19 protein-coding genes are annotated in these 26,901 nt (G+C 57.6%); 15 read left to right on the top strand and 4 right to left on the bottom strand.

What is annotated here, in order from left to right:
* Positions 1–46: 46 nt before the first annotated feature.
* Positions 47–1,408 (bottom strand): AmpG family muropeptide MFS transporter, encoded by a 1,362-nt coding sequence (locus HQL63_02375; protein ID MBF0175685.1) that lies wholly within the window; start codon positions 1,406–1,408, stop codon positions 47–49.
* Between the two features lie 171 nt (positions 1,409–1,579).
* Entirely contained in the window at positions 1,580–2,173 is a 594-nt protein-coding gene (locus tag HQL63_02370) for a hypothetical protein (GenBank protein ID MBF0175684.1), read from the bottom strand.
* On the opposite strand from HQL63_02370, the gene queA reads away from it, so the two are divergent.
* The 6 genes from queA (at position 2,172) to HQL63_02340 (ending at position 11,322) form a co-directional block, all read left to right on the top strand.
* Positions 2,172–3,239, top strand: coding sequence for a tRNA preQ1(34) S-adenosylmethionine ribosyltransferase-isomerase QueA (gene queA, locus HQL63_02365; GenBank protein MBF0175683.1), 1,068 nt, complete (start codon positions 2,172–2,174; stop codon positions 3,237–3,239). The genes HQL63_02370 and queA overlap by 2 nt on opposite strands.
* Before the next feature lie 56 nt (positions 3,240–3,295).
* Complete coding sequence (tgt, locus tag HQL63_02360) at positions 3,296–4,399, top strand: tRNA guanosine(34) transglycosylase Tgt (GenBank protein MBF0175682.1); 1,104 nt, start codon at positions 3,296–3,298, stop codon at positions 4,397–4,399.
* A 559-nt stretch (positions 4,400–4,958) separates the two neighbouring features.
* Positions 4,959–8,447, top strand: coding sequence for a molybdopterin-dependent oxidoreductase (locus tag HQL63_02355; protein MBF0175681.1), 3,489 nt, complete (start codon positions 4,959–4,961; stop codon positions 8,445–8,447).
* Positions 8,448–8,479: 32 nt separating this feature from the next.
* Positions 8,480–9,607, top strand: a complete 1,128-nt coding sequence (locus HQL63_02350; GenBank protein ID MBF0175680.1) for a dehydrogenase — start codon at positions 8,480–8,482, stop codon at positions 9,605–9,607.
* A gap of 13 nt (positions 9,608–9,620) precedes the next feature.
* Entirely contained in the window at positions 9,621–10,556 is a 936-nt protein-coding gene (locus tag HQL63_02345; protein MBF0175679.1) for a hypothetical protein, read from the top strand.
* 13 nt (positions 10,557–10,569) lie between these two features.
* Positions 10,570–11,322: a molecular chaperone TorD family protein gene (locus HQL63_02340; GenBank protein ID MBF0175678.1), complete on the top strand. Its 753-nt coding sequence runs from the start codon at positions 10,570–10,572 to the stop codon at positions 11,320–11,322.
* A gap of 235 nt (positions 11,323–11,557) precedes the next feature.
* On the opposite strand, the gene gltX is transcribed toward HQL63_02340, so the two are convergent.
* Positions 11,558–12,973, bottom strand: a complete 1,416-nt coding sequence (gene gltX, locus HQL63_02335) for a glutamate--tRNA ligase (protein ID MBF0175677.1) — start codon at positions 12,971–12,973, stop codon at positions 11,558–11,560.
* Positions 12,974–13,200: 227 nt separating this feature from the next.
* Between gltX and HQL63_02330 the strand changes: the two genes are divergently transcribed.
* The 8 genes from HQL63_02330 to HQL63_02295 all read left to right on the top strand — a co-directional run bounded on the left by HQL63_02330 (position 13,201) and on the right by HQL63_02295 (position 21,084).
* Positions 13,201–14,238 carry an SEC-C domain-containing protein gene (locus tag HQL63_02330; protein ID MBF0175676.1) on the top strand — a complete coding sequence of 346 codons (1,038 nt, stop codon included), beginning with the start codon at positions 13,201–13,203 and terminating at the stop codon, positions 14,236–14,238.
* Positions 14,239–14,272: 34 nt separating this feature from the next.
* Positions 14,273–16,150, top strand: coding sequence for an aspartate--tRNA ligase (aspS, locus tag HQL63_02325; GenBank protein ID MBF0175675.1), 1,878 nt, complete (start codon positions 14,273–14,275; stop codon positions 16,148–16,150).
* Positions 16,143–16,655: a DUF262 domain-containing protein gene (locus HQL63_02320; GenBank protein MBF0175674.1), complete on the top strand. Its 513-nt coding sequence runs from the start codon at positions 16,143–16,145 to the stop codon at positions 16,653–16,655. The genes aspS and HQL63_02320 overlap by 8 nt, the downstream gene beginning before the upstream one ends.
* Positions 16,652–16,930, top strand: coding sequence for an AAA family ATPase (locus tag HQL63_02315; GenBank protein ID MBF0175673.1), 279 nt, complete (start codon positions 16,652–16,654; stop codon positions 16,928–16,930). The genes HQL63_02320 and HQL63_02315 overlap by 4 nt, the downstream gene beginning before the upstream one ends.
* Before the next feature lie 446 nt (positions 16,931–17,376).
* Positions 17,377–18,108: a DUF3782 domain-containing protein gene (locus tag HQL63_02310; GenBank protein ID MBF0175672.1), complete on the top strand. Its 732-nt coding sequence runs from the start codon at positions 17,377–17,379 to the stop codon at positions 18,106–18,108.
* 91 nt (positions 18,109–18,199) lie between these two features.
* Positions 18,200–18,835, top strand: coding sequence for a DUF3782 domain-containing protein (locus HQL63_02305; protein MBF0175671.1), 636 nt, complete (start codon positions 18,200–18,202; stop codon positions 18,833–18,835).
* A gap of 108 nt (positions 18,836–18,943) precedes the next feature.
* A complete protein-coding gene (locus HQL63_02300) occupies positions 18,944–20,581 on the top strand; it encodes an alpha-D-glucose phosphate-specific phosphoglucomutase (GenBank protein MBF0175670.1) in 1,638 nt (545 codons plus the stop codon).
* A 254-nt stretch (positions 20,582–20,835) separates the two neighbouring features.
* Entirely contained in the window at positions 20,836–21,084 is a 249-nt protein-coding gene (locus HQL63_02295) for a hypothetical protein (GenBank protein ID MBF0175669.1), read from the top strand.
* A gap of 15 nt (positions 21,085–21,099) precedes the next feature.
* On the opposite strand, the gene HQL63_02290 is transcribed toward HQL63_02295, so the two are convergent.
* Positions 21,100–25,182 carry a PAS domain S-box protein gene (locus HQL63_02290; protein MBF0175668.1) on the bottom strand — a complete coding sequence of 1,361 codons (4,083 nt, stop codon included), beginning with the start codon at positions 25,180–25,182 and terminating at the stop codon, positions 21,100–21,102.
* A 336-nt stretch (positions 25,183–25,518) separates the two neighbouring features.
* Between HQL63_02290 and HQL63_02285 the strand changes: the two genes are divergently transcribed.
* On the top strand, positions 25,519–26,895 hold the full coding sequence (locus tag HQL63_02285) for a DNA cytosine methyltransferase (protein ID MBF0175667.1): 1,377 nt from the start codon (positions 25,519–25,521) through the stop codon (positions 26,893–26,895).
* Positions 26,896–26,901 lie beyond the last annotated feature (6 nt).

Below are 26,901 nucleotides of genomic sequence, written 5' to 3'. Positions count from 1 at the left end.
GGCTTTTATCATGGTTGCGATGGTTGTTCGGTCGAGAGTTGAAAATTCATGGGGTTACCTCGTGTTGCGTCATTTTTGTTGCCAACGGGGGCTGTTTTGTCAGCCACAGCAGGAGCAACAGGCCTGGCAGGGCGGCTACAGTCGACAAGAGAAAGAATTGGCTCCAGCTCATCCGTTCCGCGAGGAACCCTCCCCATGAGGCGAGGATTGTGCGACCAAAGGCCATGAACGACGACAGTAAAGCGTACTGGGTTGCTGTGTATGACACGTTGCACAGGCTGGAGAGGTAGGCCACCAGGGCGGCGGTTCCCATGCCGCCGCTCAAATTTTCGATGGCAATGGAGGCTGCCAGGATGGTGATGTCATGACCCGCGTAGGCCAACCAGACAAATGCCAGGGTGGAGACCATTTGTAGGAGGCCACAGAAGAGCAGGGAAGCCATGATGCCGCGCCGATGGACGACAAGCCCACCGAGAACGGAACCAACGAGGGTTGCGATCAAGCCAAAAATTTTGCTTACGTTGGCGATCTCGATTTTGGAGAAATTCAGGTCGAGATAAAACGGCCCGGACATCACCCCGGCCAGGGCCTCGCCGAATTTGTAGAGGAGGATGAACATCAGGATGGCAAACCAGCGTTGTCGGGCCACAAAGTCAGCCAATGGGGCCACCACGGCCACGGAAAGCCAGCGCAAGACGGTCGCCAGCCAGCTTTGTCCGGCAAAGTGGTGGGTGAGGAAGGAGTCGATTTTTTGTTCTCGTTGGCGGGTCAGGGGTTCTGGGGGGCGTTCGGGTTCGGGGTTGACCAGGAGCGTGATGATACCGACCCCCATGCAGGCTGCCATGACTGCATAAGTGACGAACCAGCCAAAGAAAGTTGCCAGATAGAGTGCGCCTGCTCCGGAGACCAGCATGCCCACGCGGTAGCCCATGACGATCATGGCGGCCCCGGCCCCATATTGGGACTTGTCGAGGCTCTCCACCCGATAGGCATCGATGACGATATCCTGGCTGGCGGAGAGAAAGGCGACCAACAGGGCAAACAGGCCCGTCAGGCGGGGATCATGAGCGGGATCGGCGCATCCCAGGCCAAAGATGGCCAGGGCAAGGAAGATTTGAATGCACAACGCCCATCCCCGGCGTTGTCCCCATCGGTCGGTGAACAAGGGGAGAGGCAGGCGGTCCAGCAGGGGGGACCAAAGAAATTTGACTGTGTAAGGGGCGCTTGCCAGGGCAAACAGGCCGATCGTGGATTTGGCGATGCCGGCCTCCGTCAACCACAGGGAGAGCGTGCCAAAGGTCAGGGCCAGGGGCAGGCCACTGGAAAATCCCAGAAAAAAAATAGCCACCACCCGCGGATGACCATAGAGCTCCCAGGTCCGATCCCACAGGTTCCACCTCGTTGTCATGGAGTGCTCTCAGGTTGAAAAAAAGGGAAACGAACCGGGGTCCAGGGGGCTGGCTCCCTGGCAGGTCCAGGACGGAGTCCTGGTGGGGTTCGGGGCGAAGCCCTGACAAAGGCTTTCATATCCGGGCTTTTCTTGAAAGGGCGCCGGATGGTTGCGTTTTCTTCAAAAAATTCATATCCGCAGGATGACAGACTCGCCTCCCTCAGGTCCAGAGTGAAACGTGATGCCCAATTCGGACATGAGGTCCAGATAGGCCCGGGCCTCCGCAGGAAACTCTTTGGCGGAGGGCGGGTTGCTGTTCCACCCGGTTTCGCGGTAAATGGTCACCCGGTGTTGACAACCGGCCAAGCCGACTGCCAGGCGCAGGGACTCCAGGGTTTCCGTGGATGCAAGATCTGTTCCTAAAGGCACAGCCACTTGTTTATTGCCGGGTGTTCCTGGTTGCAGCGGCCAGGTGGGTAAGGGGAGCGTGGTTGCCAGGGTACACTCGCGCAATAAACGCCCCAGATGGGCCAGGCTGCCGGCGGTCAGGTTGGGAAGGGGTGGGGGGGGGTGGCGCCAATGTTGAAGGAAGGCATGGGTGCAAACCACACGCCGGGCCTGGGACCAGAGGGGGAGGGGTGCGGTGGCCAGGATGGTTCCCTCGCCGGTAAAAAACAGGTGCGGGGTTTGGGCAGGGGGGAGTTGCGCGGGGAGTTCATCCCAGAGGGTGTCCGGAATGTGCCGCCGGGTGATCACGAGGAGGAGCGGGGAAGGAGAGTTCATGGGTGTGTCGAAAGGGGATCCATGTTGGCGACTGGAAGATTTTGACTATACCCTGCCCAGAGAGCGCATTGCCCAGACCCCTGCCGAGCCGCGCGATGCAGCCCGTTTGCTGGTTAGCCATCCCCACGGCATGGAGGATCGCATCTTTCAAGATCTTGTCACCTGTTTGCAGCCAGGTGATCTGTTGGTCCAAAACGACACGCAGGTTTTGCCGGCACGTCTTGTGGGGCGGCGTGTTTCCGGTGGTCGGGTGGAGATTTTGCTGCTACGGCCTGAAACATCCCCCGGTACGTGGCAGGCCCTGCTGGGGGCCAACAAGCCGATTCGTCCGGGATGGCGGATCGAGATCGCCCCCGAATTCCAGGTCGAAGTCCTGGAGCGTCTGCCAGGATGTTTTCGGGTTCATCTGGAGACGCCGGGGGAGATCATGACGACTCTGGCCCGGCATGGTCAGATACCTCTGCCTCCCTACATTGCCTCGGCTGGTCAGGAGATCGATCGGTTGCGTTACCAGACCATGTTTGCTTCTCAGCCCGGGGCGGTTGCGGCGCCCACAGCCGGTCTGCATTTTACCATGGCGCTCCTCGCTCGTCTGGAGAAATCCGGCATTGGCGTCGTGCGACTGACACTGCATGTCGGGCCGGGTACCTTTCAACCGGTGCGGGTTCGTGATCTGCGTCAGCACGTCATGCATCGGGAGTGGTGTCAACTTCCACCCGCCGTGGTCGAGCGTATTCAGGCGACCCGGGCTCGGGGGGGGCGGGTCATCGCCGTGGGAACCACCACGGTGCGCACCCTGGAAAGCGCGGTGGATGAGCGGGGGGAGTTGCGACCTTTTACGGGCGAGACGGCTCTTTTTATTCTGCCCGGGTTTCGTTTTCGTGTGGTGGATGCCATGATCACCAACTTTCATCTGCCCCGTTCCACTCTGCTTATGTTGGTGGCGGCTTTTGTGGGCAAAACGCGCTTGGAGCGGATCTATGCCCATGCCATCGCCCAGGGGTACCGTTTTTACTCTTATGGCGATGCTTGCCTGCTCTTTCCAGAGACGACGAGCCAAACATGAAAAGTGAGGCAAGAAAAACTTTGACACGGCGGCTATTTTTTTTGAGAGGGCGCTGAATGGTCACCTTTCGATTCGATCTGTTGCACACCGATCCAACAGGTGCCCGTCGAGGTCGGCTGTGGACCCGTCACGGGGTGGTGGAGACCCCCGTTTTCATGCCCGTGGGGACTCTGGCTGCTGTCAAAACCGTGGATCCGACCGAGTTGACGGAGATGCAGGTCCAGATCATCCTGGCCAACACCTACCATCTCTATCTGCGGCCAGGGCATGCGACTGTTGCCAAATTGGGTGGTTTGCACCGTTTCATGGGATGGCACGGTCCCATACTGACGGATTCCGGCGGGTTTCAGGTGTTCAGTCTGGGGGCTTTGCGCACCATCGCCGAGGAGGGGGTCACCTTTCGTTCCCATCTGGATGGATCGGCCTGTTTTTTGTCGCCGGAGAGTGTCATGACCATCCAGGAGGCTCTGGGGAGCGACATCATGATGCAGTTTGATGAGTGCCCCCCCTATCCGGCTGAGAGGGACTATGTAGCCCGTTCCATGGAGCTGTCGCTGCGTTGGGGAGAACGTTGTCTGGCCGCCCGCAGCCCTGAAGGCGGCGCCTTGTTCGGTATTGTCCAGGGCGGCATGCATGCTGACCTGCGTCGGGCTTCTGCGGCTGCCCTGACGGAGATGGCTTTCGATGGTTATGCCATGGGTGGTCTTTCGGTTGGCGAGCCCAAGGAGATGATGTTGGAGGTTCTCTCCTATTTGCCGGAGCTGCTTCCTGCCCATAAACCCCGCTATCTGATGGGCGTTGGCAAGCCCGGTGATCTGGTGGCCGCCGTGGCCCGGGGTGTTGACATGTTCGACTGCGTCATGCCCACCCGCAACGCCCGCAACGGACAACTTTTTGTCCACGACGGGGTCATGAACATCAAACGGGCCGAGTATCGCGAGGATCCCAACCCGGTGGATCCGACTTGTGGTTGCCATGCCTGCCGTCATTACAGCCGGGCCTACCTGCATCATCTTTTCCGCAACCACGAAATATTGGGCTTGCGTCTTATGACCCTGCACAATCTTCACTATTATACGGATTTGATGGCCTGTATGCGCTTGGCCATTGCAGATGGCAGCTTTGCCGCTTTTCAGGCCGGGTTTCGGGGGGCAGGGTGATGCGCTGGGGACGGGGGACGGGTAGTGTGATATTTGTGGAAAAACAAAATGATTGATTGATTTGCAGTCAGTTGTTTATTCATTCTGTGGTCTGGCCATTATTTTTTGTGGCTTTAAAATTGATCAAGATCAATTTTAAAGATCTTTTCATTTTGTATTCTGCCCCTCTTTGGGTAGACTGCTGTGAACTTTTGTTGCGGCCTGCAATGCAGTTGGCTGGGGTCGATGGGAGAAATTGCGACAGAACCCGAAAAATAAGTGCGCGAAAATTGATGCAGGTCAAGTTGGCTATTCGAACGATCATGGATCATGTGTGAATGTGCCATGCAGCATACTTGGTCTGCTGGGCTGTGGCGGCAGTGCTGGCGGAGGGGTGTGCGTTCCGTCCCTTTGGGGATTTGGTCGCATGGTTACGCTCGGGCGGCCCTGTGCGGGTATTTTGCTGATGGTTGAGTGCGTTGATGTGTTTGCAAGGTCAAGCATGTGAAACGTGGAGGCGGTGTGCAGGCAACGACTGCATGCGGCGAAAGAAGGACACAGGCTTCGGGAGGCAGACGAAATGAGTTCAGAAACGAACCAGTTGTCGCGGCGGCGTTTCCTGCAGGCGGTTGGCGTGGCCGGCATGGGAACTCTGGCTGTGCCGGGCGAGGTGATGGCGGGGTTCCGCTTTCTTTCGCCGGTCCAGGTGGAGAACCCCCTGGCGGCGTACCCCAATCGTGACTGGGAAAGAATCTACAGGGATATTTTCCGGCATGACAAGACTTTTGTCTTCATGTGCTGTCCCAACGATACCCACAACTGCCTGCTCAATGCCTTCGTCAAGAACGACGTGATTGTGCGCATCGAGCCGACCTACGGCTACGGCAAGGCCCAGGATCTCTATGGCAATCAGGCGACCCATCGCTGGGATCCGCGCTGCTGCCAGAAGGGTCTTGTGCTGGCCCGGCGTTTCTACGGTGACCGGCGCGTCAACGGTTCGTTCTTGCGGAAAGGATTCAAGGAGTGGGCCGACAAGGGATTTCCCCGCGACCCCAACACCGGAGCGGCCCCCCCTGCCCTGATGCGTCGTGGCTGGGACTCCTGGGTGAAGGTGACGGCCAAGGAGGCCTCTGTCTATCATGCCAAGGCTCTGTACAACATTGCCAAGACCTACACCGGCGATCAGGGCAAGAAATATTTGCTGGCCCAGGGGTACGATCCCGACATGGTGGAGGCGGTTGGTGGCGCCGGCACCCGGGTCACGAAGTTTCGCGGCGGCATGGCCATGCAGGGCGCCCTGCGCATCTTCGGCGCCTTCCGCATGGGCAACTCCATGGCGCTGCTTGATGCCCATCTGCGCAAGGTGCCTGAAGCCGATGCCAAGGGCTCCGGCTCCTGGGATTCCTACTCTTTCCATACCGACCTCCCCCCCGGCCATCCGATGGTGACTGGCGACCAGACCAACGACTTCGAGTTGTTCGATGCCGAAAACGCCGGCCTGGTCATCTCCTGGGGCATGAACTGGATCTCGACCAAGATGCCGGATGGGCATTGGCTCTCGGAAGCCCGGCTCAAAGGCGCCAAGACCGTCGCCGTGACTGTGGAGTACTCCTCCACCGCCAACAAGTGCGATGATGTCGTTGTCATTCGCCCCGGTACCGACCCGGCCTTTTCCCTCGGACTGGCCCAGGTGCTCATGGCGGAAAATCTCGTCGACACCGACTTTGTCAAACGATACACCGATCTGCCCACCCTGGTGCGGATGGATACCCTGGACCGGTTGCAGGCCAAGGATGTGTTTGCCGGTCATGTGAACAGCGCCCTGCAAAACTGGACGCAGGTGGTCCCGAAAGGGGAGAAACCGGCGCCGACCACCGCCCAAAGAGGGGTGCAGATTCCGGAGGCTCTGGCGGGCGAGTTTGCTGACTTCGTCATGTGGGACAGCAAACTGAACGCCGCCGTGGCCGTGACCCACGACCAGGTTGGCAGCCATTTCGAGAAACTGGGTCTCGACCCGGCCCTGCAGGGCAGCTTCGAGGTGACCCTGGTCGACGGCAAGAGGGTTGCGTGCCGCACGGTGTACGATCTGACCAAACAGTATTTGGACGACAACATGACGCCGGCTCAGGTCAGACAGATCACCTGGGCGCCGGAGCAGGCTACCCAGACCCTGGCCCGTGATATCGCCAAAAATCGTGGCAAGACCCTCTTTGCCGTCGGCATGGGTCCGAACCAGTTCTGGAACAACGACAACAAGGATCGCGGCATTCTGCTCGTGGCTGCCCTGACCGCCAACCTGGGGCGGCATGGCGGGAACGTCGGCAGCTACGCCGGCGTTTACAAGAACACCCTCTTCTCCGGCGTGCCGAGCTGGACCCTGGAGAATCCGTTCCATCCGCAGCTTGACCCGGACGGGTTGGCCAAACCGCATCTCTATCTGCGTCCCGAGTCGATGCACTACTGGGCCAATGGTGAGCGGCTCATGAAAGCTGGCAACAAGAAGATCACTGCCGGCGCTCATGTACCCACCCCGACCAAGGCGATCTGGCAGGTCAATTCCAACTCCAGCCTGGGCAACCAGAAGGGTATGTACGACGTGGTGTTCAATACCCTGCCCAAGGTGGAGATCGTGGTTTACAACGAATGGTGGTGGACCGCCTCCTGCGAATTTTCCGATATCGTCTACGGGGTGGATTCCTGGATGGAGTTGAAATATCCCGACTTCACCGGATCGAACACCAACCCGTTCTTCCAGGTCTATCCACGCACTCCGATCAAACGGACCTATGCCACCGTCTCTGACAACGAAACCTATCTCTTTGTAGCCCGGGAGATGGCTAAGTTGACCGGTGATGAGCGGTTTAGCCAGATGTGGCATTTCATTGCCGAGGGACGTCCCGAGGTGTACATGCAACGGATGATCAACGGCTCGACATCCCTGAAGGGTTATCGATTCGCCGACCTGGAAGTGCTGGCCAAACAGGGCATTCCCGCCCTGCTCAACACCCGCACCTATCCGCGCATCAACAGCTACGAACAGGTGCAGGAGTCCCGACCCTGGCACACCAAAACCGGACGGCTGGAGTATTATCGTCCAGAGCTTGAATTCATCGAGGCGGGTGAAAACCTGATCGTGCATCGGGAACCTTCCGATGCCACGTTCCACGATCCCTGCGCCATCGTTGCCGCTGCTCATCCGGCGATCAAACCCAAGAGACCGGCGGATTGGCAGATTCCCGACGGGGACCGTACCCATACCACCCGGCAGATGCGCAACACGACCTACACGGTGGAACAGTTGATGGCCACCGCGCACCCATTGAAGGACAGAGGGTGGGATCACGTTTTCCACACCCCGAAATATCGGCATGGCGCCCATACCACCCCGATCGATACCGACTTCATGTCGGCGCTCTTCGGGCCTTTCGGCGACATGTACCGGCGCGACAAGCGCATGCCGAGCGTCGGCGAAATGTATGTGGATATCAATCCGGAAGATGCCAAGGCCATGGGCATCGAGGATGGGGATTACGTCCATGTCGACGGCGACCCGAACGATCTCCCTTTCCGCGGCTGGAACGATCCCAAGCGCAAGGACGAGTACAAGGTGGCTCGTCTGCTTTGTCGTGCCCGCTACTATCCCGGCACCCCCATGGGGATCACCCGCATGTGGTTCAACGGGTACATGGCCACTCCCGGCTCGGTCAAGGCTCACGAGAGCCGCGCGGACGGCATTGCCAAGAACGCCGAGACCCATTACCAATCCCTGTTCCGTTATGGTGGACATCAGAGCCTCACCCGTTCCTGGCTCAAACCCACCCACCAGACCGCCACCCTCATCACCCGGAAGTCTTGGACCAACGAGGTGACCAAAGGGTTCAACGTCGATGTCCACTGCGTGACCAATGCTCCGCGCGAATCCATCGCCAAATTCACCAAGGCAGAGAATGGTGGCATTGGTGGCATCGGCAAGTGGCGACCGGTGGAACTGGGACTGCGTCCCGGTAATGAAAGCGCTGCCTTGAAGCAGTATGTCCAAGGCGGTTTCGTGAAGATCACCAAGGCGTAAGCCAAGCGACGACGCCAGCAAGGAGTCTGACGATGCCGAAAGTACACAACTGGCAGATAGGCCGGGAGATGGAGTACCCCTACGAGGGAGCCCGGCCCAAGAAGCAGTTTGCCATGGTCATGGACACGAACAAGTGCATTGCGTGCCAGACCTGCACTGTGGCCTGTAAAACCACCTGGACCTCCAGTCGGGGCCAGGAATACATGTTCTGGAACAACGTTGAAACCAAGCCCTACGGATACTACCCGCTGGGATGGGATGTGAAAATTCTGGAAAAGCTGGGCGTGCAGGATATCGACGGTCCCAGTTACCAAGGCAAGACTCTGTTCGAAGCTGCGCCCGCCGGCGAGCGGGTGCTGGGCTACCTCCCCGATGACATGGACTATGCCCATCCGAATATCAGCGAGGACGATTGCACCGGCAACATGACCCAGGGGGCTTACATCACTGTTCCCCACATGCAGTGGATGCACTATCTGCCCCGCATTTGCAACCACTGCACCTACCCGGCCTGTGTCGGCGCCTGCCCTCGGCAGTCGGCCTACAAGCGGCCCGAGGATGGCATTGTGCTTGTCGATCAGTTGCGTTGCCGTGGCTATCGGGAGTGCGTCCGGGGTTGCCCCTACAAAAAACCGTTCTTCAACAGCATGACCCGCACGTCGGAAAAGTGTGTCGGCTGCTATCCGGCGGTGGAGGGGGGGAGGCAGACCCAGTGTACCATCACCTGCATCGGCAAGATCCGTTTACAGGGTTTCATCTCCGCTCCCGACAAGGCGCGTGACGACAATCCGTTGGACTATCTGGTCCATGTGTTGAAAATCGCCAAGCCGCTCTTCCCGCAGCTTGGTTTGGAGCCCAACGTCTACTATATCCCGCCGATTCACGTCCCCGCCGCCTATACGCAACAGATGTTTGGTGGTGGCGTGACCCAGGCCGTCGAGATGTACCGCAAGGCAGTCGATGACAAGAAGCTCCTCGCGGCGTTGTTGCTCTTCGGGGCCACTCCCATGATCATCGACCGCTTCCGGGTGGAAGGGGATGCTGCCGTTGGTTTCGATGAGCAGGGGAAGGAACTGGTCCGGGTGCCCATGCGCGAGCCCATATTCCTGCGTGTAGCCTACGACGAGACCTATAAAACTCATCGCAGCAACATCACCTGACGGGGGAGAAGCCATGAACGGATGGAACAGAGCCTTTTGGCTGTCGGCCCTGGTCGCCGGGATGGCGGGGAACGCCACCGCCGCCGGGACCGAGGCCCAAACACCGGCGGCGCCAGCCACAGCCGCTATCCACTATGCCACCGCGCCCACCCAGCCTGCCACGCCTCCTGCCGGGGCACTTCATGCCCTCCGGGTGGTCAGCAAGGAGCCGGTTCTCGACCCCGGCGCCAAAGTTTGGGCACAGACCCAATCGGTTGCCGTCACTTTGCAGCCGCAGAACGTGACCGAGCCACAAAACAATCAACCGGCTGTTACTGCCATGACCGTGCGTTCCGTGCATAACGGTCAATGGCTCTCCCTTCTTCTCGAATGGGAGGATCCCACCCAGAGTGATCGGGTGGTGGTCGATCGGTTTGGTGACCAGGTCGCAGTGGAGCTGCCCGTGCGGTATCGGGCTGATGCCGCCGTCAACCCGATGATGGGTGCCCCTGGTGAACGGGTCAACATCATCCAGTGGCGGGCGGCCTTTCAGGCTGACCTGGCACGCAAACGCGACATGACGATCCGCGATCTTTACCCCTATGCCCAGTCGGATCTCTATCCAGATCAGGTGCTCAACACCTTGGATATGCGCGCTTACATGGGTGCTGGTGGCGTGGATAATCCGGTTGCCAAGCATCGCGACAGTCCGGTTCTCGATCAGGTGGCCGAAGGGTTTGGCACCCTGACCGTCAAACAGCACCAGGAGGCTGATGGCAATGGTGTCTGGAAGGATGGCGCATGGCATGTTGTCATTGCCGTCCCTCTGGCTCCCGACTCCGCCAACTCCCCGCGTCTGGAACCGGGTGGGCAAACCGTGGCCGCTTTCGCCGTCTGGGAGGGGGGCGGCAAAGAGGTGGGGGCGCGCAAATCCTGGTCGGATTGGTTGCCGGTCGCTCTCGCCAAATGAAAGAGGGGTACATATGAACGGGCAAGGACAGACTGTTTCCGGCCCGGATGATCTGGAAGGGCGGCTACAGGAGTTGTTGACTGTAGCCGCCTTCTTGCGTTTTCTCGCTCGGGGTTTCGCATATCCCCATCCAGGTCATCTGGCCCAACTTCTGGCGGATTTCGATACCATCCCCAGAGCGCCCACTCCCGCATCGACCGCCTTGCGTGCCATCTGGGACCAGGTCGATGAGGCGGCCTTCCAGGAGGAGCATGTTCGTTTGTTCCTGGGTAAAGGGGTGTGTTCGTTACACGAAACATCTTATGGTGATGCGCGTCGCATTGGCGGGCAGCCGGTGGAGTTGGCGGACATCAGCGGTTTTTATCGGGCATTTGGCGTGGAGCCCTCTCCCACCCAACCCGATCTTCCCGATCACCTCTGCACCGAACTGGAATTTTACAGTTTGCTCCTGGTCAAAGAGGCCTATGCCTGTAATGAGGGGTGGAGCGAACAGCAGCAGATTGCTGCCGATGCCGGGGTCAAGTTTCTCGAACATCACCTTGGGCGCTGGATCGAACCCATGGTCCAGGGTTTGCGCGAGCACGCCGCTCCTGCAACCCCCTATGGCGCCCTGGCCGAAGTATTGTTGGAAGCCATCCAGCAGGAGTGCATGCGACGCCAGGTGGTTCCACAACCTTTTTCAGGTCGTGTGCCAGCGGACGAATCGATTCTCGGCGACTCTTTCGTCTGTCCCAGAGATGGCATGCCCGACGCCGCTCCTTCTTGATATGGCCGTGATTTCCTGTAACGATTCACCACCCGGCCACGAATCGGGGTCCAGGGGGCTGGTGGCTCAACCGTGTTGATTTGATGTGCAGGCAAGCCATGAATCGGGGTCCAGGGGGCTGGCTCCCTGGCTTGGTCCAGGGCAGCGCCCTGGTGGGGTTCGGGGCGAAGCCCTGACAAAGGCTTTCATGTCCAGGTTTTATTTTGCAAGGGTGCCGAATAGTTACACCAGCCGTTCATGTCTGCCCTTGGCGCTCTCTGAAAAAGGCCAGGCAGGTTTGCAGGCGGGCCAGGGCGGTCTCCCGACCCAGCAGGGCAAGAATCTCGAATACGCTGGGGGAGACATCCGAGCCGGTGATGGCCACCCGGACTGGCTGGGCCAACTGCCCCATTTTGAGCCCGTGGTCGGCGATGGTTTGCTTGAACGCCGTTTCCAGTGCGGTTGCGGACCACTCCGGCAGGCCAGTCAAGGCGACCACCAGGGCAGCAAACGGTTCCAAAATGGGTGGTTGCAGGTGCTTCTGCACCGCTTTTTCGTCATATTCCCGGGGCGTCTGGAAATAAAACAGGCTTTTTTCAGCCATCTCCACCATGGTTTTGGCCCGTTCGCGCACGGTGGGCAGAATGGCCTGTACAAAAACGGGGTCTGGTTGTTCGATCCCCAATCGTTCCAGGTGCTGAATCAATTCAGGCAGCAACTTTTCCGGTGTGGTGGATCGGATATGGTGCCCATTGATCCAATCCAGCTTGGAGAGGTTGAAAATGGCAGCCGAACGCCCCACATCTCGCACCTCGAACAGGTGCTCCATGTCGGCCATGGTGAATATTTCCTGGTCGCCGTGTGACCATCCCAGGCGTACCAGGTAGTTATTGACCGCCTCGGGCAGATAGCCATTGTCCCGGTATTGCAGAACAGAGACCGCGCCATGACGTTTGGATAGCTTGGCCCCGTCGGTCCCGTGTAGCAGGGGCATGTGGGCATAGACGGGCGGGGTCCACCCCATGGCCTCAAAAATATGCATCTGCCGGGGCGTGTTACTGACGTGATCCTCTCCCCGGATGACGTGGGTGATTCCCATGTGGTGATCATCCACCACAACGGCCAGATTGTAGGTGGGAGACCCGTCGGAGCGCAGCAGAATCAAGTCATCCAACTCCGTATTGCTGACGCGAATTTGTCCCTGGATCTCGTCATCCCAGACCACATTCCCCGTGCGCGGTGTTTTCAGACGGATCACAAAGGGCCGGTCTGTTGGCTCCGGTCCGGTGCGTTCCCGGCAGCGGCCATCGTAGCGGGGCTTCTCCTGCCGGAGTCGCTGCTCCTCACGCATGGCGTCCAGCTCTTCTCGCGTGCAGTAGCAACGATACCCCTTGCCTGCACGGACCAACTCCTGGGCTGTCTGTCGGTGCAACTCTGTATTGTCGGACTGGAAAAAAGGCCCTTCGTCCGGCCTAAGCCCCAGCCAGTTCAAACCCTGCAAGATCACCTCCACCGCTTCCGGCGTGGAACGTTCCCGATCCGTATCCTCCACCCGCAAAATGTAGGTTCCCCCTGTGTGACGGGCGAAGAGATAACAAAACAACGCCGTTCGGGCGCCCCCAATGTGCAGAAAACCGGTTGGTGACGGGGCAAAACGGGTACGTGTGGTCATGAACGGCTCCTTTGCCGCAAATCAAAGCGGTCTCTCGTGGCATAAATGGAGATGATAACATCTCCTGGCAAAAGGCAAATATCGACTGGCTCTGGCCAGAAGCAGGGAAAGTCGTTTAATATCGCCCCTGGCTGGCAGATACACCAGACGTTCAGGTCCACTGGCAGATACACCAGACGTTCAGGTCCGTTGGAACTGGCATATCCGGAAAAAAAGGAGTTTTCACCGTGGGTTCCCCAAAAAATCTCAACGAACCACATATTTATGCCGAGGCGTTGGTCCGGGCCGTCCAGGAACCCGATACCCCCCGGCTGGCCGCTTGGCTGGCCGATGATGACAACATCGTCCAGGCCCCCCTTTTCAAGTGGTATCTGTATCTTGCCGAGCGTCTGAAGGATATGGCCCCGCGTCCGGAACTGGGTTTTCTTGCCCGTCCTCAACACACCACACCTGTTCCCAAGGTCGGTCGCAACGATCACTGCCCCTGCGGTTCCGGGAAAAAATATAAACAATGCCACCTTGATAAGGAAGAGCCCGTCACCTGGAAACTGGGATCTCCGACCCCCACCATCCGCAACATGGCCATCGCCACGCTGATTCAATCCATGGGAACCGAGGCGTTGGACAGGGTTCCCTGGGGGAAGGCCTCGGTTCTCGCTCGCAGTGAGATGGCTTCGGCGTACTATCAGGCCGGTCAGCTCGATACGGCGGTTCAACTGCTCAAGACAGTCCTGGATGGCTCCCGCGATGAAGCTTTTATGCTCTACGATTATTGGGTCGCTCGCTATGCCGAGTGGCTTGTCGAGCTGGAGAGGCCCAAGGAGGCTGAAGAGTTTCTTTTGGACGAATACGACCAGTGTCGCGGTGTTTCCGCCTGGCAGGTGGCCCAAAAATTGGCCGCCTTCTACCTGGATCAGGGCGATCCGGACAATGCCGACACCTGGGTCGAAACCTCCCTGGAGGGTGAACCCAATAACCCCTTTACCCACTACCTCAAAGGGTTGCTGCGGCACGGATTGGACCAATGGGATCAGGCCATAGCCTCCTACGAAAGGGCTCTGGAACTCAGTCATCAATTCCGGCCCCAGGAGAAGGCCTACATGACCCAGATGGTCAACGACTCCCTCTCCCGCGCCCGGAATCACCTCCCGGTGGAGGAGCTTCCTCTGGAGATTTCTGCGTCCGAGGAGCCGGATCCAGACGATGTGGTCACCCAGATCGCCTCACCCATCGTTACCCCTGCTGCATCCGAATCGGCACCATGAGCCGGCCCAGGCAACCGGTCGCAAGGAGAATGGCATGAAACGCAGCCACTACTGCAACACAGTTCGAGAAAACCTGCTCGGTCAGCGTGTGCAATTGTGCGGATGGGTCAATCGCCGCCGGGACCACGGCGGCGTCATTTTTGTCGATCTGCGGGACCGTACCGGCCTCGTCCAGGTGGTGTTCAGCCCGGAACGGGAGAGCCAGGTCCACCTCCAGGCGCACGATTTGCGCAGCGAGTTTGTCATCCGGGTGGAGGGAGAAGTGGCCCGTCGCCCCAAGGAGACGGAAAATCCCAACCTGGATACCGGCATGATCGAAGTCAACGTCGATCGCCTGGACATTCTCAACACCTCTCTTTCCTTGCCGTTCCAGTTGGATGACCCTGACATCGGCGAGAGCACCCGTCTCACCTGGCGGTTTCTCGACTTGCGCCGGCCTGCGATCCAACACAACCTGATGTTTCGTCACCGGGTGATGCAGACCATCCGGCAGGATCTGGACCAGGCCGGGTTCCTGGAGATCGAAACGCCCATGCTCACCCGCAGCACCCCCGAAGGGGCGCGGGACTATCTGGTTCCCTCCCGGGTCAATCCTGGCCAGTTTTACGCCTTGCCGCAATCACCGCAACTTTTCAAGCAATTGCTGATGATTTCCGGCTACGACCGCTATTTCCAGATCGTCCGCTGTTTCCGCGATGAAGATCTGCGCGCCGACCGGCAACCTGAATTCACCCAGGTCGATCTGGAGATGTCTTTCGTCGCGGTCAACGATGTCATCACCCATGTGGAAGGGATGGTCGCCCGCGTCTTCAAGGTGGCCATGGACCTGGATCTTGCGCTGCCTATTCCCCGGATCACCTATACGGAAGCCTTGGAGAAATATGGCCTGGATGCCCCGGACCTGCGCATCCCCATGCAGTTGGCCGATATAACCGAGGCCATGCGCCAAACCGGCTTCAAGGTGTTTGCCGAGACGGCCAATCTTCCCGGTGCCCGGGGCTTGAATGGCGTCATCAAAATTTTGCGGGTGCCCGGTGGCGGGAAGCTCACCCGTAAGCAGATCGACGATTATGGCGCTTTCGTCGCCGTTTACGGGGCCAAGGGGCTTGCCTGGATCAAGGTCAACGGCCCTTGGCAGGAGGATGGCTGGCAATCGCCCATCGTCAAATTTTTCTCCGATGGCGAAAAGGCCGCCATCCAGGCCGCCTCGGGCGCCGAGCCGGGTGATTTGATCTTTTTCGGGGCGGATCGTGCGGGTATTGTCAACGAAGCCCTGGGGCGCCTGCGGGTCAAGGTGGCGCACGACATGAACCTGCTCGACAACCGCCGCTTTGCCCTGGTGTGGGTCACCGATTTTCCCCTTCTGGATTGGGACAAGGAGGCCAAGCGGTATACGGCGGTGCATCACCCCTTCACCGCACCGCACCCGGACGATCTGCCCGCGTTTCGCCAGGCCACCGGTGTGCAACTGACCGGCGGGATCGCCGATCCCACCCTGATGAACATGCGTGCCCAGGCCTATGATCTTGTCCTCAACGGCACCGAGGTGGGTGGCGGCTCCATTCGTATCCACAACCCTGATGTGCAGTTGCGCATGCTCGAACTTTTGCACATCGGCAAGGAAGAAGCCGAAGCAAAATTTGGCTTCCTCCTCAAGGCCCTGGATTATGGCGCCCCTCCGCATGGTGGCCTGGCCTTGGGTCTGGATCGCCTGATCACCCTCATGCTCGGCCTGGACTCCATCCGCGAGGTCATCGCCTTCCCGAAAACACAAAAAGCCGCCTGTCCTCTCACCCAGGCCCCCTCGGTTGTAGCCATGGAGCAGTTGCGCGAGCTTAATCTGCGCTCCACCTTCCGACCCAAGGAAGGTGAGCCCAACTCCCCGGCGGCCAAGACGGAGGCGCATGGCTAATCCCGGACCCGCATCCCATCTTGATCCGCGACAGGTCAAGATTGAAATCAGACAGATGGTTCTGGCTTCCCTCATCAAGCGCATGCGTGAGGGGAGAGTGGACCTTTCGCCGGGTCAGCCGCCCCGTGAGGTGTGGAGTCACGCTGACCAAAGCCGTTTGATCGAGTCCGTCCTGATTCGCATTCCGTTGCCTGCCTTTTGTGTCGATGTCGAAGACGAGGAGAAGTGGATCGTCGTCGATGGTTGGCAACGGTTCGAGGCAGTGCGGGATTTTGTTCTTCCCCAGGATCCCGACAACGGATTGCTGCCGCAAAAATTGGAGTTCCTGAAGGAATTTGAGGGGAAGGGCTTCACCGACCTGCCACGCCATGTGCAACGCCGTATCGAGGAGACCGAAATGACGCTTTTCATGATTGAAAAGGGTACCCCTGAGGCTGTCCGGTTGAATCTTTACGGTCGTATCAATCCAACCAGGAGGGTTGTCGAGAAGGAGCCCGGAGCGTGATCCGATTCATCCATCTGACGAATTTCAAGTGTTTTGCATCCGCTTCAATCTCTCTGGCCAATCTGACGCTCTTGACGGGACTGAACGGAACGGGGAAGTCGTCTGTTATTCAGGGGTTCTTGCTTTTGATGCAAACATACTATTTGAACCCAATAAACCAACAGATTGGCAATATTGCATTACCATTAAATGGAGATATTGTCAATTTTGTAGATTTCAAATCTGTATTGTACGATTACGCACAAAAAAATACATTTGAAGTTTGTATGGAATAGACGATCTTCTCTCTTTCCGTCTCTGGCGTTTTGCGCAGAGGTTGAAAAACAGATGCAAAACCTGCCCCGTGAGACGGTAAAGTGGTTTCTGGTTGGCTTGCGTTGTCTGGAGGAATATTGTCAAAAATGGTCAGGTGGTCACTTCGATCAAAAATCCTTGAGATGCCGTTCGTCCCCAGAATCTCAGGCAACCTTGGACAGATATGGTAAAGAGAGAACTTTCATTACACCTGAAGGTGGCAGCCTTGTTTTCAATCACCACGTCAAAATTGGCGACAAATGGCGCATTTACTACGATCCAACCCCGGGACCGGGTAAAATCCTGGTTGGCTATATTGGACCACAATTAAAGACTGTGAGATTCTAAAACCAGGTTAAGATGTACTATTGACTCCGCCGTTTTTTTGACTCTCTTTTCGACACATGTGCCACCACGGGAGACACCCATGTCCCAACATGTGACAATCGATGATATCTGGAAGCTGTTTGAAGAAACCAACCGCATGTTCAAAGAGTCGGAGGCCAGGGCTGAAGCCAGAGCCAAAGAAGCAGAGGCCAGGGCTGAAGCCAGAGCCAAAGAAGCAGAAGCCAGAGCCAAAGAAGCAGAAGCCAGATTCAAAGAAGCAGAAGCCAGATCCAAGGCAATGGAACGTGACTGGCAGGAGACCAGGCGGGCCATGCAGGAGAGCAGCGCCAAAACCGACAGGCAGATGCAGGAAACCGACCGCAAGCTCAAGGAGGTTTCAAAGTTGGTTGGCAACCTGGGTGGCCGCTGGGGGGAGTTTGTCGAGGGACTGGTGGCGCCAGCCTGCGAGACCATGTTCATGGAGCGGGGTATACCTGTCCACAAGGTGCATCCGCGTACCAGGGCATCCCTGCCCGGCAACCGGCACATGGAGATCGACCTGTTGGTGATCGACGGGACAGCCGTCGTGATCGTGGAGGTCAAAAGCGAGTTGAAAGTGGACGATGTGCGCCGGCATATGGAGAGATTGGGTGAATTCAAGGAGTTTTACCCGGAGTATGCCGACAGGCGGATCATGGGGGCGGTCGCCGGCATCGTCATCGACCAGGGGGTCGAGCAGTTTGCCATGAAACAGGGCCTGTTCGTCATTGTCCAGGCTGGTGAAAGCGTGCGTCTGGCCAACGATATGGCTTTTGTTCCCCGTCTCTTCTGATGTGACCGTTCAGCGCTCTTCCAAAAAAAGTTTGGTGTGGAAGAGTTTGTCTGACAGTCCTTTCAACAATTATACCATCAGGGGTGGATCCATGTCCCAACATGTGACGATCGATGACATCTGGAAGATGTTTGAAGAGACCAACCGCATGTTCAAGGAGTCGGAAGCCAGAGCGGAAGCCAGATCCAGAGAACGGGAGCGTGAATTCCAGGAAATCAGGCGGGCCATGCAGGAGAGCAGCGCCAAGACCGACAGGCAGATGCAGGAAACCGACCGCAAGCTCAAGGAGGTTTCAAAGTTGGTTGGCAATCTGGGTGGCCGCTGGGGGGAGTTTGTCGAGGGACTGGTGGCGCCAGCCTGCGAGACCATGTTCATGGAGCGGGGTATACCTGTCCACAAGGTGCATCCGCGTACCAGGGCATCCCTGCCCGGCAACCGGCACATGGAGATCGACCTGTTGGTGATCGACGGGACAGCCGTCGTGATCGTGGAGGTCAAAAGCGAGTTGAAAGTGGACGATGTGCGCCGGCATATGGAGAGATTGGGTGAATTCAAGGAGTTTTACCCGGAGTATGCCGACAGGCGGATCATGGGGGCGGTCGCCGGCATCGTCATCGACCAGGGGGTCGAGCAGTTTGCCATGAAACAGGGCCTGTTCGTCATTGTCCAGGCTGGTGAAAGCGTGCGTCTGGCCAACGATATGGCTTTTGTTCCCCGCCTTTTCTGACGCCTTTCGCCAGGGGTTGGGAAATCGGCCATTCCGGGATTATACTGACGAAATCAGGATCCTGAAGAGCGGTTTGCCCCGTACCCTACCCCGTCGCGAGAGGAAACCATGACTGTCAAGAGCGTCTCCACCACCCCCTTCACCGATCAAAAACCCGGAACATCCGGCTTGCGTAAAAAGGTCACCGTATTTCAGGGGGCCAACTACCTGGAAAATTTTGTCCAGTCCATTTTTGATTCCCTGGAAGGATTTCAGGGCCAAACTCTAGTCGTGGGGGGAGATGGCCGCTATCACAACCGGCAGGCCATCGCCACCATCCTGCGCATGGCCGCCGCCAATGGCTTTGGTCGCGTCCTGGTGGGGCAGGGTGGGGTGCTTTCGACACCGGCAGTCTCCTGCATCATTCGCAAGCGCAAGGCGTTTGGGGGTATTGTCCTCTCCGCCAGCCACAATCCAGGCGGCCCGGATGGGGATTTTGGCATCAAATACAACACCGGCAATGGTGGTCCGGCCCCGGAGAAGGTGACCGATGCCATCTACGACCACAGCAAGCGCATCAAGACCTACAAAATTTTGGAGGATGCCGCCCCTGTGGATCTGGATACCCTTGGTGATCGGAAGTTGGGCAACATGACCATCTCCGTCATCGACTCCGTGGCCGATTATGCAGAATTGATGGAGTCCCTGTTCGACTTCCAGGCCATTGGGGATTTGTTCCGCAGCGGCGCCTTTGGCATGCGTTTCGATGCCATGCATGCCGTGACCGGTCCCTATGCCAAGGCCATTCTGGAGGGACGCCTGGGCGCCCCGGCTGGGACGGTCATGAATGGTGTGGTCAAGGAGGATTTCGGCGGCGGGCACCCCGACCCCAATCTGACCTACGCCGAAGAGTTGGTTGAGATCATGCTTGGCGCTCACGCCCTGGAGTTCGGGGCGGCCTCCGACGGCGATGGCGATCGCAACATGATTCTGGGCAAACGTTTCTTCGTCACGCCGAGCGACAGCCTTGCTGTCCTGGCCGACAACGCCCATCTGGTTCCGGGGTACCAAAAGGGGTTGGCCGGTGTGGCCCGCTCCATGCCTACCAGCGGCGCTGTGGACCGTGTCGCCAAGGTCAAGGGTTTTGGTTGTTATGAAACGCCCACCGGTTGGAAATTCTTCGGCAACCTCCTGGATGCCGGACGCGCCACCCTGTGCGGCGAAGAGAGTTTCGGCACCGGTTCCGACCACGTTCGGGAGAAGGATGGCCTGTGGGCTGTTTTGTTCTGGCTCAATATCCTCGCCAAACGGCGGGAGTCCGTGGAGTCCATCCTGTGCGCCCATTGGCAGCAGTATGGCCGCACCTTCTATTCGCGCCACGATTATGAGGAGGTCGATTCCGCCGCCGCTCAGGGGCTGATGGATGACCTGATCAAACGTTTCGACTCCCTCCCCGGACAAAGCTTCGAGGGACGCAAAATCACCCTGGCCGATGATTTCAGCTATACCGATCCTGTGGATGGCAGCGTCTCCACCAAACAGGGCATCCGCATTGGGTTTGCCGATGGGTCGCGCATCGTCTTCCGGCTTTCGGGAACCGGCACCAAAGGGGCCACCCTGCGCATCTACCTGGAGCGTTATGAGCCCGATACGGCTCGGCATGGCCTGGATGCCCAGGAGGCGTTGGCCGACTTGATCCGTATCGCCGACTCCCTGGCCGGCATCAAAAAACGCACCGGACGGGAACGCCCCACCGTGATCACCTGACCTTCAGCCCGGCAATCCCTGCCGGATCCGGCAAAATTTGCCGGATCCGGCAAAACCTTCTTGCCGGGTCGCTGCTTTCACGGATCGGGTGTTTTCCGATTTTAAAAAATAACTCGTTTATTTTCATGTCGTTATTTAATATGAAACCTGCAAGGGTCGCGTGGCATACAGGTTGATATTCCCGTAGGTGTCCCGGTCGCTCATCCAGCTGCAAAACCAGAAGGACCGGGCAACGCCAACGAGGAGAGTGAGCCATGCTGAGACAGACATTTGTCCTGGGAAATTCCAATCTGGATCGCCTCGGTGAAGCAACGGATTACAACTCCTACAAAAAGATTTTTTCCCGCCTGAGCGATGGTGAGGTCGAACAGCTGGCCCACATGGCGGAAAAAGGCCTTCTGAGCGTGTCGCATCGCCGCCGCATGAAACAGCTCATCGAGGACCATAAATTTTTGCTGGTTCCCCGTGCCATGGCCCGGGAACCGGCCCAAAAACGGGCTTGATGGGGGTAAACTGTCTCAGGGAAGGATGCCCCGGCTGTCGGCAACGCTTTTGATCTCTTCTTCCAGGGCGGGGCGGACACGGGAAAATTCTGCCAATATGGTTTGGTAATACCCGGTGAGATCCTGGAGATTTTTTTTCTCCCGGACGCTCTCCAACTCCCGGCAATAGCGGGAGAGTTCTACCGCGCCAACGGAGAGACTCTGGGATTTCAAAGTGTGGGCAGCCCGGTAAACGGCTTCTGCATCGTCATTTTCGAACCCAGCGCTCATGTCGTCGAGATATTTGGGAACCCCTTCCAGATATTTTTCCAGGACCAGAGCAAAGCGCCCCGGCGCCCCGGCCAGAATATCGCGCAAGGTTTTGAGGGTGCCCATATCCAGGCCGCCGGTCTTTTTCCGGGCTGGTGAGGTCACGGTCGCCGGGGTGCCGGATGTGGTGAAAACGGCAGTGGGTTGTTGGGGAATGTGCGGGTCATTTGACGGAGAAGAAACGCTTGGCCGGATCGTTCCGGGGAGCCATTTGCCCAGGACACCGGCCAAGTCGTTCCAGCGTACCGGCTTGGCGAGGTAGTCGTCCATGCCGGCCTCCAGGCACCGTTCCCGATCACCCGTCAGGGTGTGGGCGGTCATGGCCACGATGGGAATGCGTCGATCGGTCATGGTTTGGCGAATATGGCGGGTCGCCTCGATGCCATCCATTTCCGGCATCTGGACATCCATCAGGACCAGATCGAAGTGAATGGCGGCGATTTGTTCCACGGCTTCGCGACCGTTGTTGGCAATGTTGGTCTCCAGGCCCATGCGGGAGAGCATGCCCTGGGCTACCTCTCGATTGACAAAGACATCTTCGACCAGCAGCACCCTGCCTTTGAAGTGTGGTATATCACTCCCCGGTTGGGGTGGGGTCATCTCCCGTCTCTGGTCGGCCACGACCATGGATATGGCATCGAGCAACCGGGATTGTCCAATCGGCTTGGCCAGACAGAAGCGGATGCCTGCTTCCTGGAGCGTCCATGCATCGGGTTGTTCACCCGAGGTCAGCATCAGCATGGGGGGTGAAGCTGTGCCGCACATGCCGCGAATGCGCCGCGCCAATCCCAGGCCGTCCAGACCCGGCATCTGCATATCCAGGATGATCAGATTGTAAAACTCGCCGGAATGCCTGTTCTTTTGGATCAGATCCAAGGCGCGATCCGCCCCCGAGGCGCTTTCAAAGTGGGTGCCCCAGGAGGCCAGATACTCACCGATGAGGATACGGTTGGTTTCATTGCCATCCACCACCAGGGCCCGCAATTCGCGCACGGCATCAAGATTTCCCGCCTCGATCCCCTCGCGAATTTCAAAAGGAAGCGAAAACCAGAACGTCGATCCACGTCCCAACTGGCTGGTCATGCCGATGTGTCCGCCCATCGCCTCGACGAGCTGTTTGGAAATGACCAATCCCAGACCGGTGCCCCCATATTCACGGGTGGTGGAGCTGTCCGCCTGGGTAAAGGGGTTGAACAAACGGTTCTGGGTTTCATGGTCGATGCCGATGCCTGAATCCAGCACCTGGAAGCGAACCTGAATCGACTCCCGGCTTCGCCACTCGGTCTCGACGCGAATGGAAACCTCCCCTCTGGCGGTAAATTTGATGGCGTTGCCGATCAGGTTGATCAATACCTGGCGCAGGCGCATGGGATCACCGACCACCCGATGGGGCAGGTCGGGAGCGATAAAACAATTGAACTCCAACCCTTTGTCATGCGCCCGGGCGGAAAGGATCCGGGTCACCGCATCCACAGCATCGACCAGCGAGTAGGGGGCCCGTTCCAAATCGAGCTTACCGGCCTCGATTTTGGAAAAATCGAGCAGGTCATTGATGATATTGAGCTGCATGTCGGCAGAGCTGACCGCGACATCCAGGTAACGACGTTGCGTGGGGTCCAGTGCGGATTTGCCCAGCAATTCGAGCATGCCGATGACGCCGTTCATGGGAGTGCGGATTTCGTGGCTCATGTTGGCCAGAAAAGTGGATTTGGTCCGACTGGCCCGTTCAGCGGCATCTTTGGCGCGGCGCAGGGCCGCCTCCACCTCTTTTTCCTGGGTGATGTCGTCCAAGATCCAGATGGCCTTGTTGCGCAGGCTGTCATCCTCGACGGAGTTGCCCACCAAACGGCACCAAAAGCGTCCCCCATCCTTGCGTTGCATCATGTGTTCGGCGCGAAAGGTACGTCCTTTCCGCAAGACACGCAGCGCTGTCCGGGCCAACGTGCGGAACTCGGTATGCGAGGCAAAGAGTATCTCGGCTGTTTTGTCGCGCAACTCCTGATCGGTCCAGCCAATCAACTCCACCAGCCGCATGTTTGTGCGAATGAAACGCCCCTCCTGCACATAGGCGATCCCCACGGCGGTATTGGCCAGAATGACATCCTGCTCGGCGGCGATGCGTTGCAGGGCCATTTCAAAGCGTTTGCGCTGGATCATGTTGGCCAGGGTCTGCCCAACCGAGGTCAAAAAGGACTCTTCCTCCGGCGTGCGTCGATGTCCCTTTTGGGTGGAGATGCAAATCACCCCCAAAACCTTCATCTCCCCAATGATGGGGACGCAGTAGTGGCCATGGGGTTTCTGGACCGGATCATGGAACTCGGGATAGTGTTCCAGTGAACCGTCTGCATAAACGATCTCTCGCAGTTGGGCTGCCTGGCCACACAGGCAATGTCCCACGGTCACTCGCGTGCAACGTTGGGGCAGCGCGGAGGGAAACCCGCGTTGCACCTCCATGACCAGTTCGGAAGTGCGATCATCCATCAACATGATCGCCCCATGCACCATGGTGGTGAGGGTGGGAGCTGACAACAAGATCTCCAACACCTGATCCAATTGCCGTTTCAGGGGAAGCGCCTCCACAGCCGTCTTCAACAAGGCATTGATGACTTTTTGGGACTCCTGACTCCACGTCACCTTCGCTTCGGCGATCTTGCGTTCGGTGATGTCCGAAGAGGTGGCCACAAAATGGGTGATCTCCCCTGCCTGGCCAAAGATGGGGGCCTTGGTGACGCCGGCCCAAAAGTGTGTTCCATCCTTGCGGCGATTCAATGTTTCGCCACGCCAGACATCTCCGCTCCGCAGCGCATGCCACATGTGCGTCAGGGTGTTCTCTGCCTGTTCATCACTTTGGAGCATATCGGCATGTTGACCGAGGAGATCCTGCACGGCATAGCCGGTCACCGTCAGAAATCTTTTATTGACGTATTCGATGATGCCATCCGGGTCGGTCATCATGATCATGCTGGGGCTTTCTTCAACCACCCGGGCCAGTTTTTGGATCTCCTCTTCAGCGGCCTTGGCGTGGGTCATATCGCGGAGAATGCCGGTAAAATAAACCCGTCCGCCAACTCGCATGCTGTTGATGGCCACGTAAAGCGGAAAGATGCCACCATTTTTACGGCGCCCCTGCAACTCCCGCCCGTGTCCTACAAATCGGGTCTCACCCACCTGCAAATAACGTTGCAGGTAACCGTCATGTTCGTCCTGGTATGGTTGAGGCATGAACATGCGGACATTCTTGCCAAGGACTTCATCGGGTTCGTAACCGAATATGCGTTGTGCCCCGGGATTGAAGGATTGAATGATCCCCCGGGTGTCGATGGTGATGATTCCATCCACTGTCGATTCCAGGATTTGCCGCAGGCGGGTCTCCTTTTCCTGGAGAACCCGTTTTTCCTGGTGACCCTTCACCAGACGCGCCAGGCGGTGCCGCAAAATATCCGGATTGACCGGTTTGTAAACGAACTCCTCCGCCCCCACCTGGTACACGTTGCGCAACGTCTCTCCTTCGCAGGGATAATCGGCCATGAATACCACGGGAACGTCGTACTCCCCTTGCAAGTGTTTGATGCGGGTGCAGGCATCGAAGGCGCTCATCCCGGCCATGTTGGCATCCATCAGTACCAGATCCGGGGAACACTCCTGAAACAGCTCCACCGCCTGCTCGCCGGAGTGGGCCTCACGCATTTGATACCCCTCCGGCGACAGAACGTTCCACAACAGACGGCTGGTGTCCGGATCGTCGCCTACCAGCAAAATCAATGGTTTTTCACTGGATGAAGTGATCATGGCTTCTTCTCATTCCCCAAGAGGGTGTTTCGTTCTGGATCGGTGAGAGAGCTTGCAATTGGTGACCAATCGCCTTGCCAAAATGTGGCAACAAGTTCACTATGAAATCTGGATTCTGGGGAAAAATTTGGTTGGCATGAGCGGTTCGAGAAGAAACTTGGTTCCCCTCCGGAGTCGGAAGTTGCTTTTTCCTTATTGATTGTGAGTGCGCCTAAAAATATACTCATATACTTCATGTTTAAGGGGAGATTGTGTCCGGCAGGAGTTGTGTTAGGCAGGGTATTCCCATAAACCGTTTTTTGGAACTCACGCTTCCACAGAATCAAGAGGATTTGCATGACCTCGTGCGGCAGGACAGATCCTAAACAGTATAGTACCATTTCGCTTTTTTCGGGCGCAATGGGTTTAGATATTGGCCTGCATGAGACAGGTCGATTTAATATTTTGGCTTGCGTTGATAAGGAACGATCATTTTGTGATACCATCCGTGCCAACAAGGAGGCAGGAAAACTCCATACACACTTGGCTATCTTTGAGGAAGACATCACCAACCTTGATCCGAAAAAGGTGCTTGCCGCAGCTGGTCTGAAACCTGGGGAGCTTGACTTATTGGTTGGCGGACCACCGTGTCAGGCATTCAGTACCGCTGGCAAACGTGGGACCATCCAGGATCCACGGGGAACTTTGCCATGGGATTTTCTCCGTTTTATAGAATGCATGAAACCTCGCATGTTTTTGATGGAAAACGTGAGGGGGCTTTTGTCGGCTGCATTGCGTCACAGGCCTATCGCAACCAGGCCTGAGCGAGGGGGTTCTCCACTGGAGACTGAAGAGGAGCCAGGATCCGTTGTACGCCTATTCGCCGAAGATCTGACATGTGTTGAAGGGTGCGGGTATCATATGGACTGTTTCGAGGTTAATGCCGTTAATTATGGTGCGCCTCAATTGCGCGAGCGCGCTTTATTTATCGGTAATCGCCTCGGCATCCAGTTTGATTTTCCAAATCCAACTCACGGGTCTCCGTGCGCACCAAACAATGGTCGATCATCATCCGAATTTGTTAAAGAGGATGGCAGAGTCAAGCCGTGGCGGACACTCCGTGACGCAATTGGCCATCTAGATAACCCCGGCGACGTTATCATGGATTTCAGTCCGCGCAAGAAATCCTATTTGGCTATGGTTCCTGAAGGATCGAACTGGCGCAGTTTGCCGCTGGAAATTCAGAAAGAGTCCATGGGGCGTGCTTGGTTTGCCAAAGGAGGTCGGTCAGGTTGGTGGCGCAGGCTCACCTTCGACCTGCCATGTCCAACTCTGGTAACAATGCCAAATCATGCCGGCACGTCACTTTGCCATCCCACAGAAGTACGGGCACTCAGTTTGAAAGAATATGCGTTGATCCAGGAATTCCCGATTGACTGGGCGTTTTGCGGTACGGCTGCCCAGCAGTACGCTCAAGTAGGAAATGCCGTCCCTGTGCGTCTCGGAATCGTCTCTGGGAATGCGATTGCCGAATTTCTCGACCGCATAGATGGAAATGATGACCATTTAGTTGACGCACCGAAAAACCATAGGATCATTTACCTCCAGTCACATATCAGGACAAGGCAATGGTTTAAATCTGGCAAGACGTTTGTCTGGAAGGATGGCGAAGACAATTCAAAAAATACATATGAATCACCGCAAACATTGCGGCGCACACGTGTTATTGGTTAAGGATGG

The sequence above is a fragment of the Magnetococcales bacterium genome (genome assembly GCA_015231175.1).
Taxonomy (GTDB): domain Bacteria; phylum Pseudomonadota; class Magnetococcia; order Magnetococcales; family DC0425bin3; genus HA3dbin3.
The sequence above is the reverse complement of the archived record's forward strand: the minus strand, read 5'-3'. Positions and strand labels throughout refer to the sequence as shown.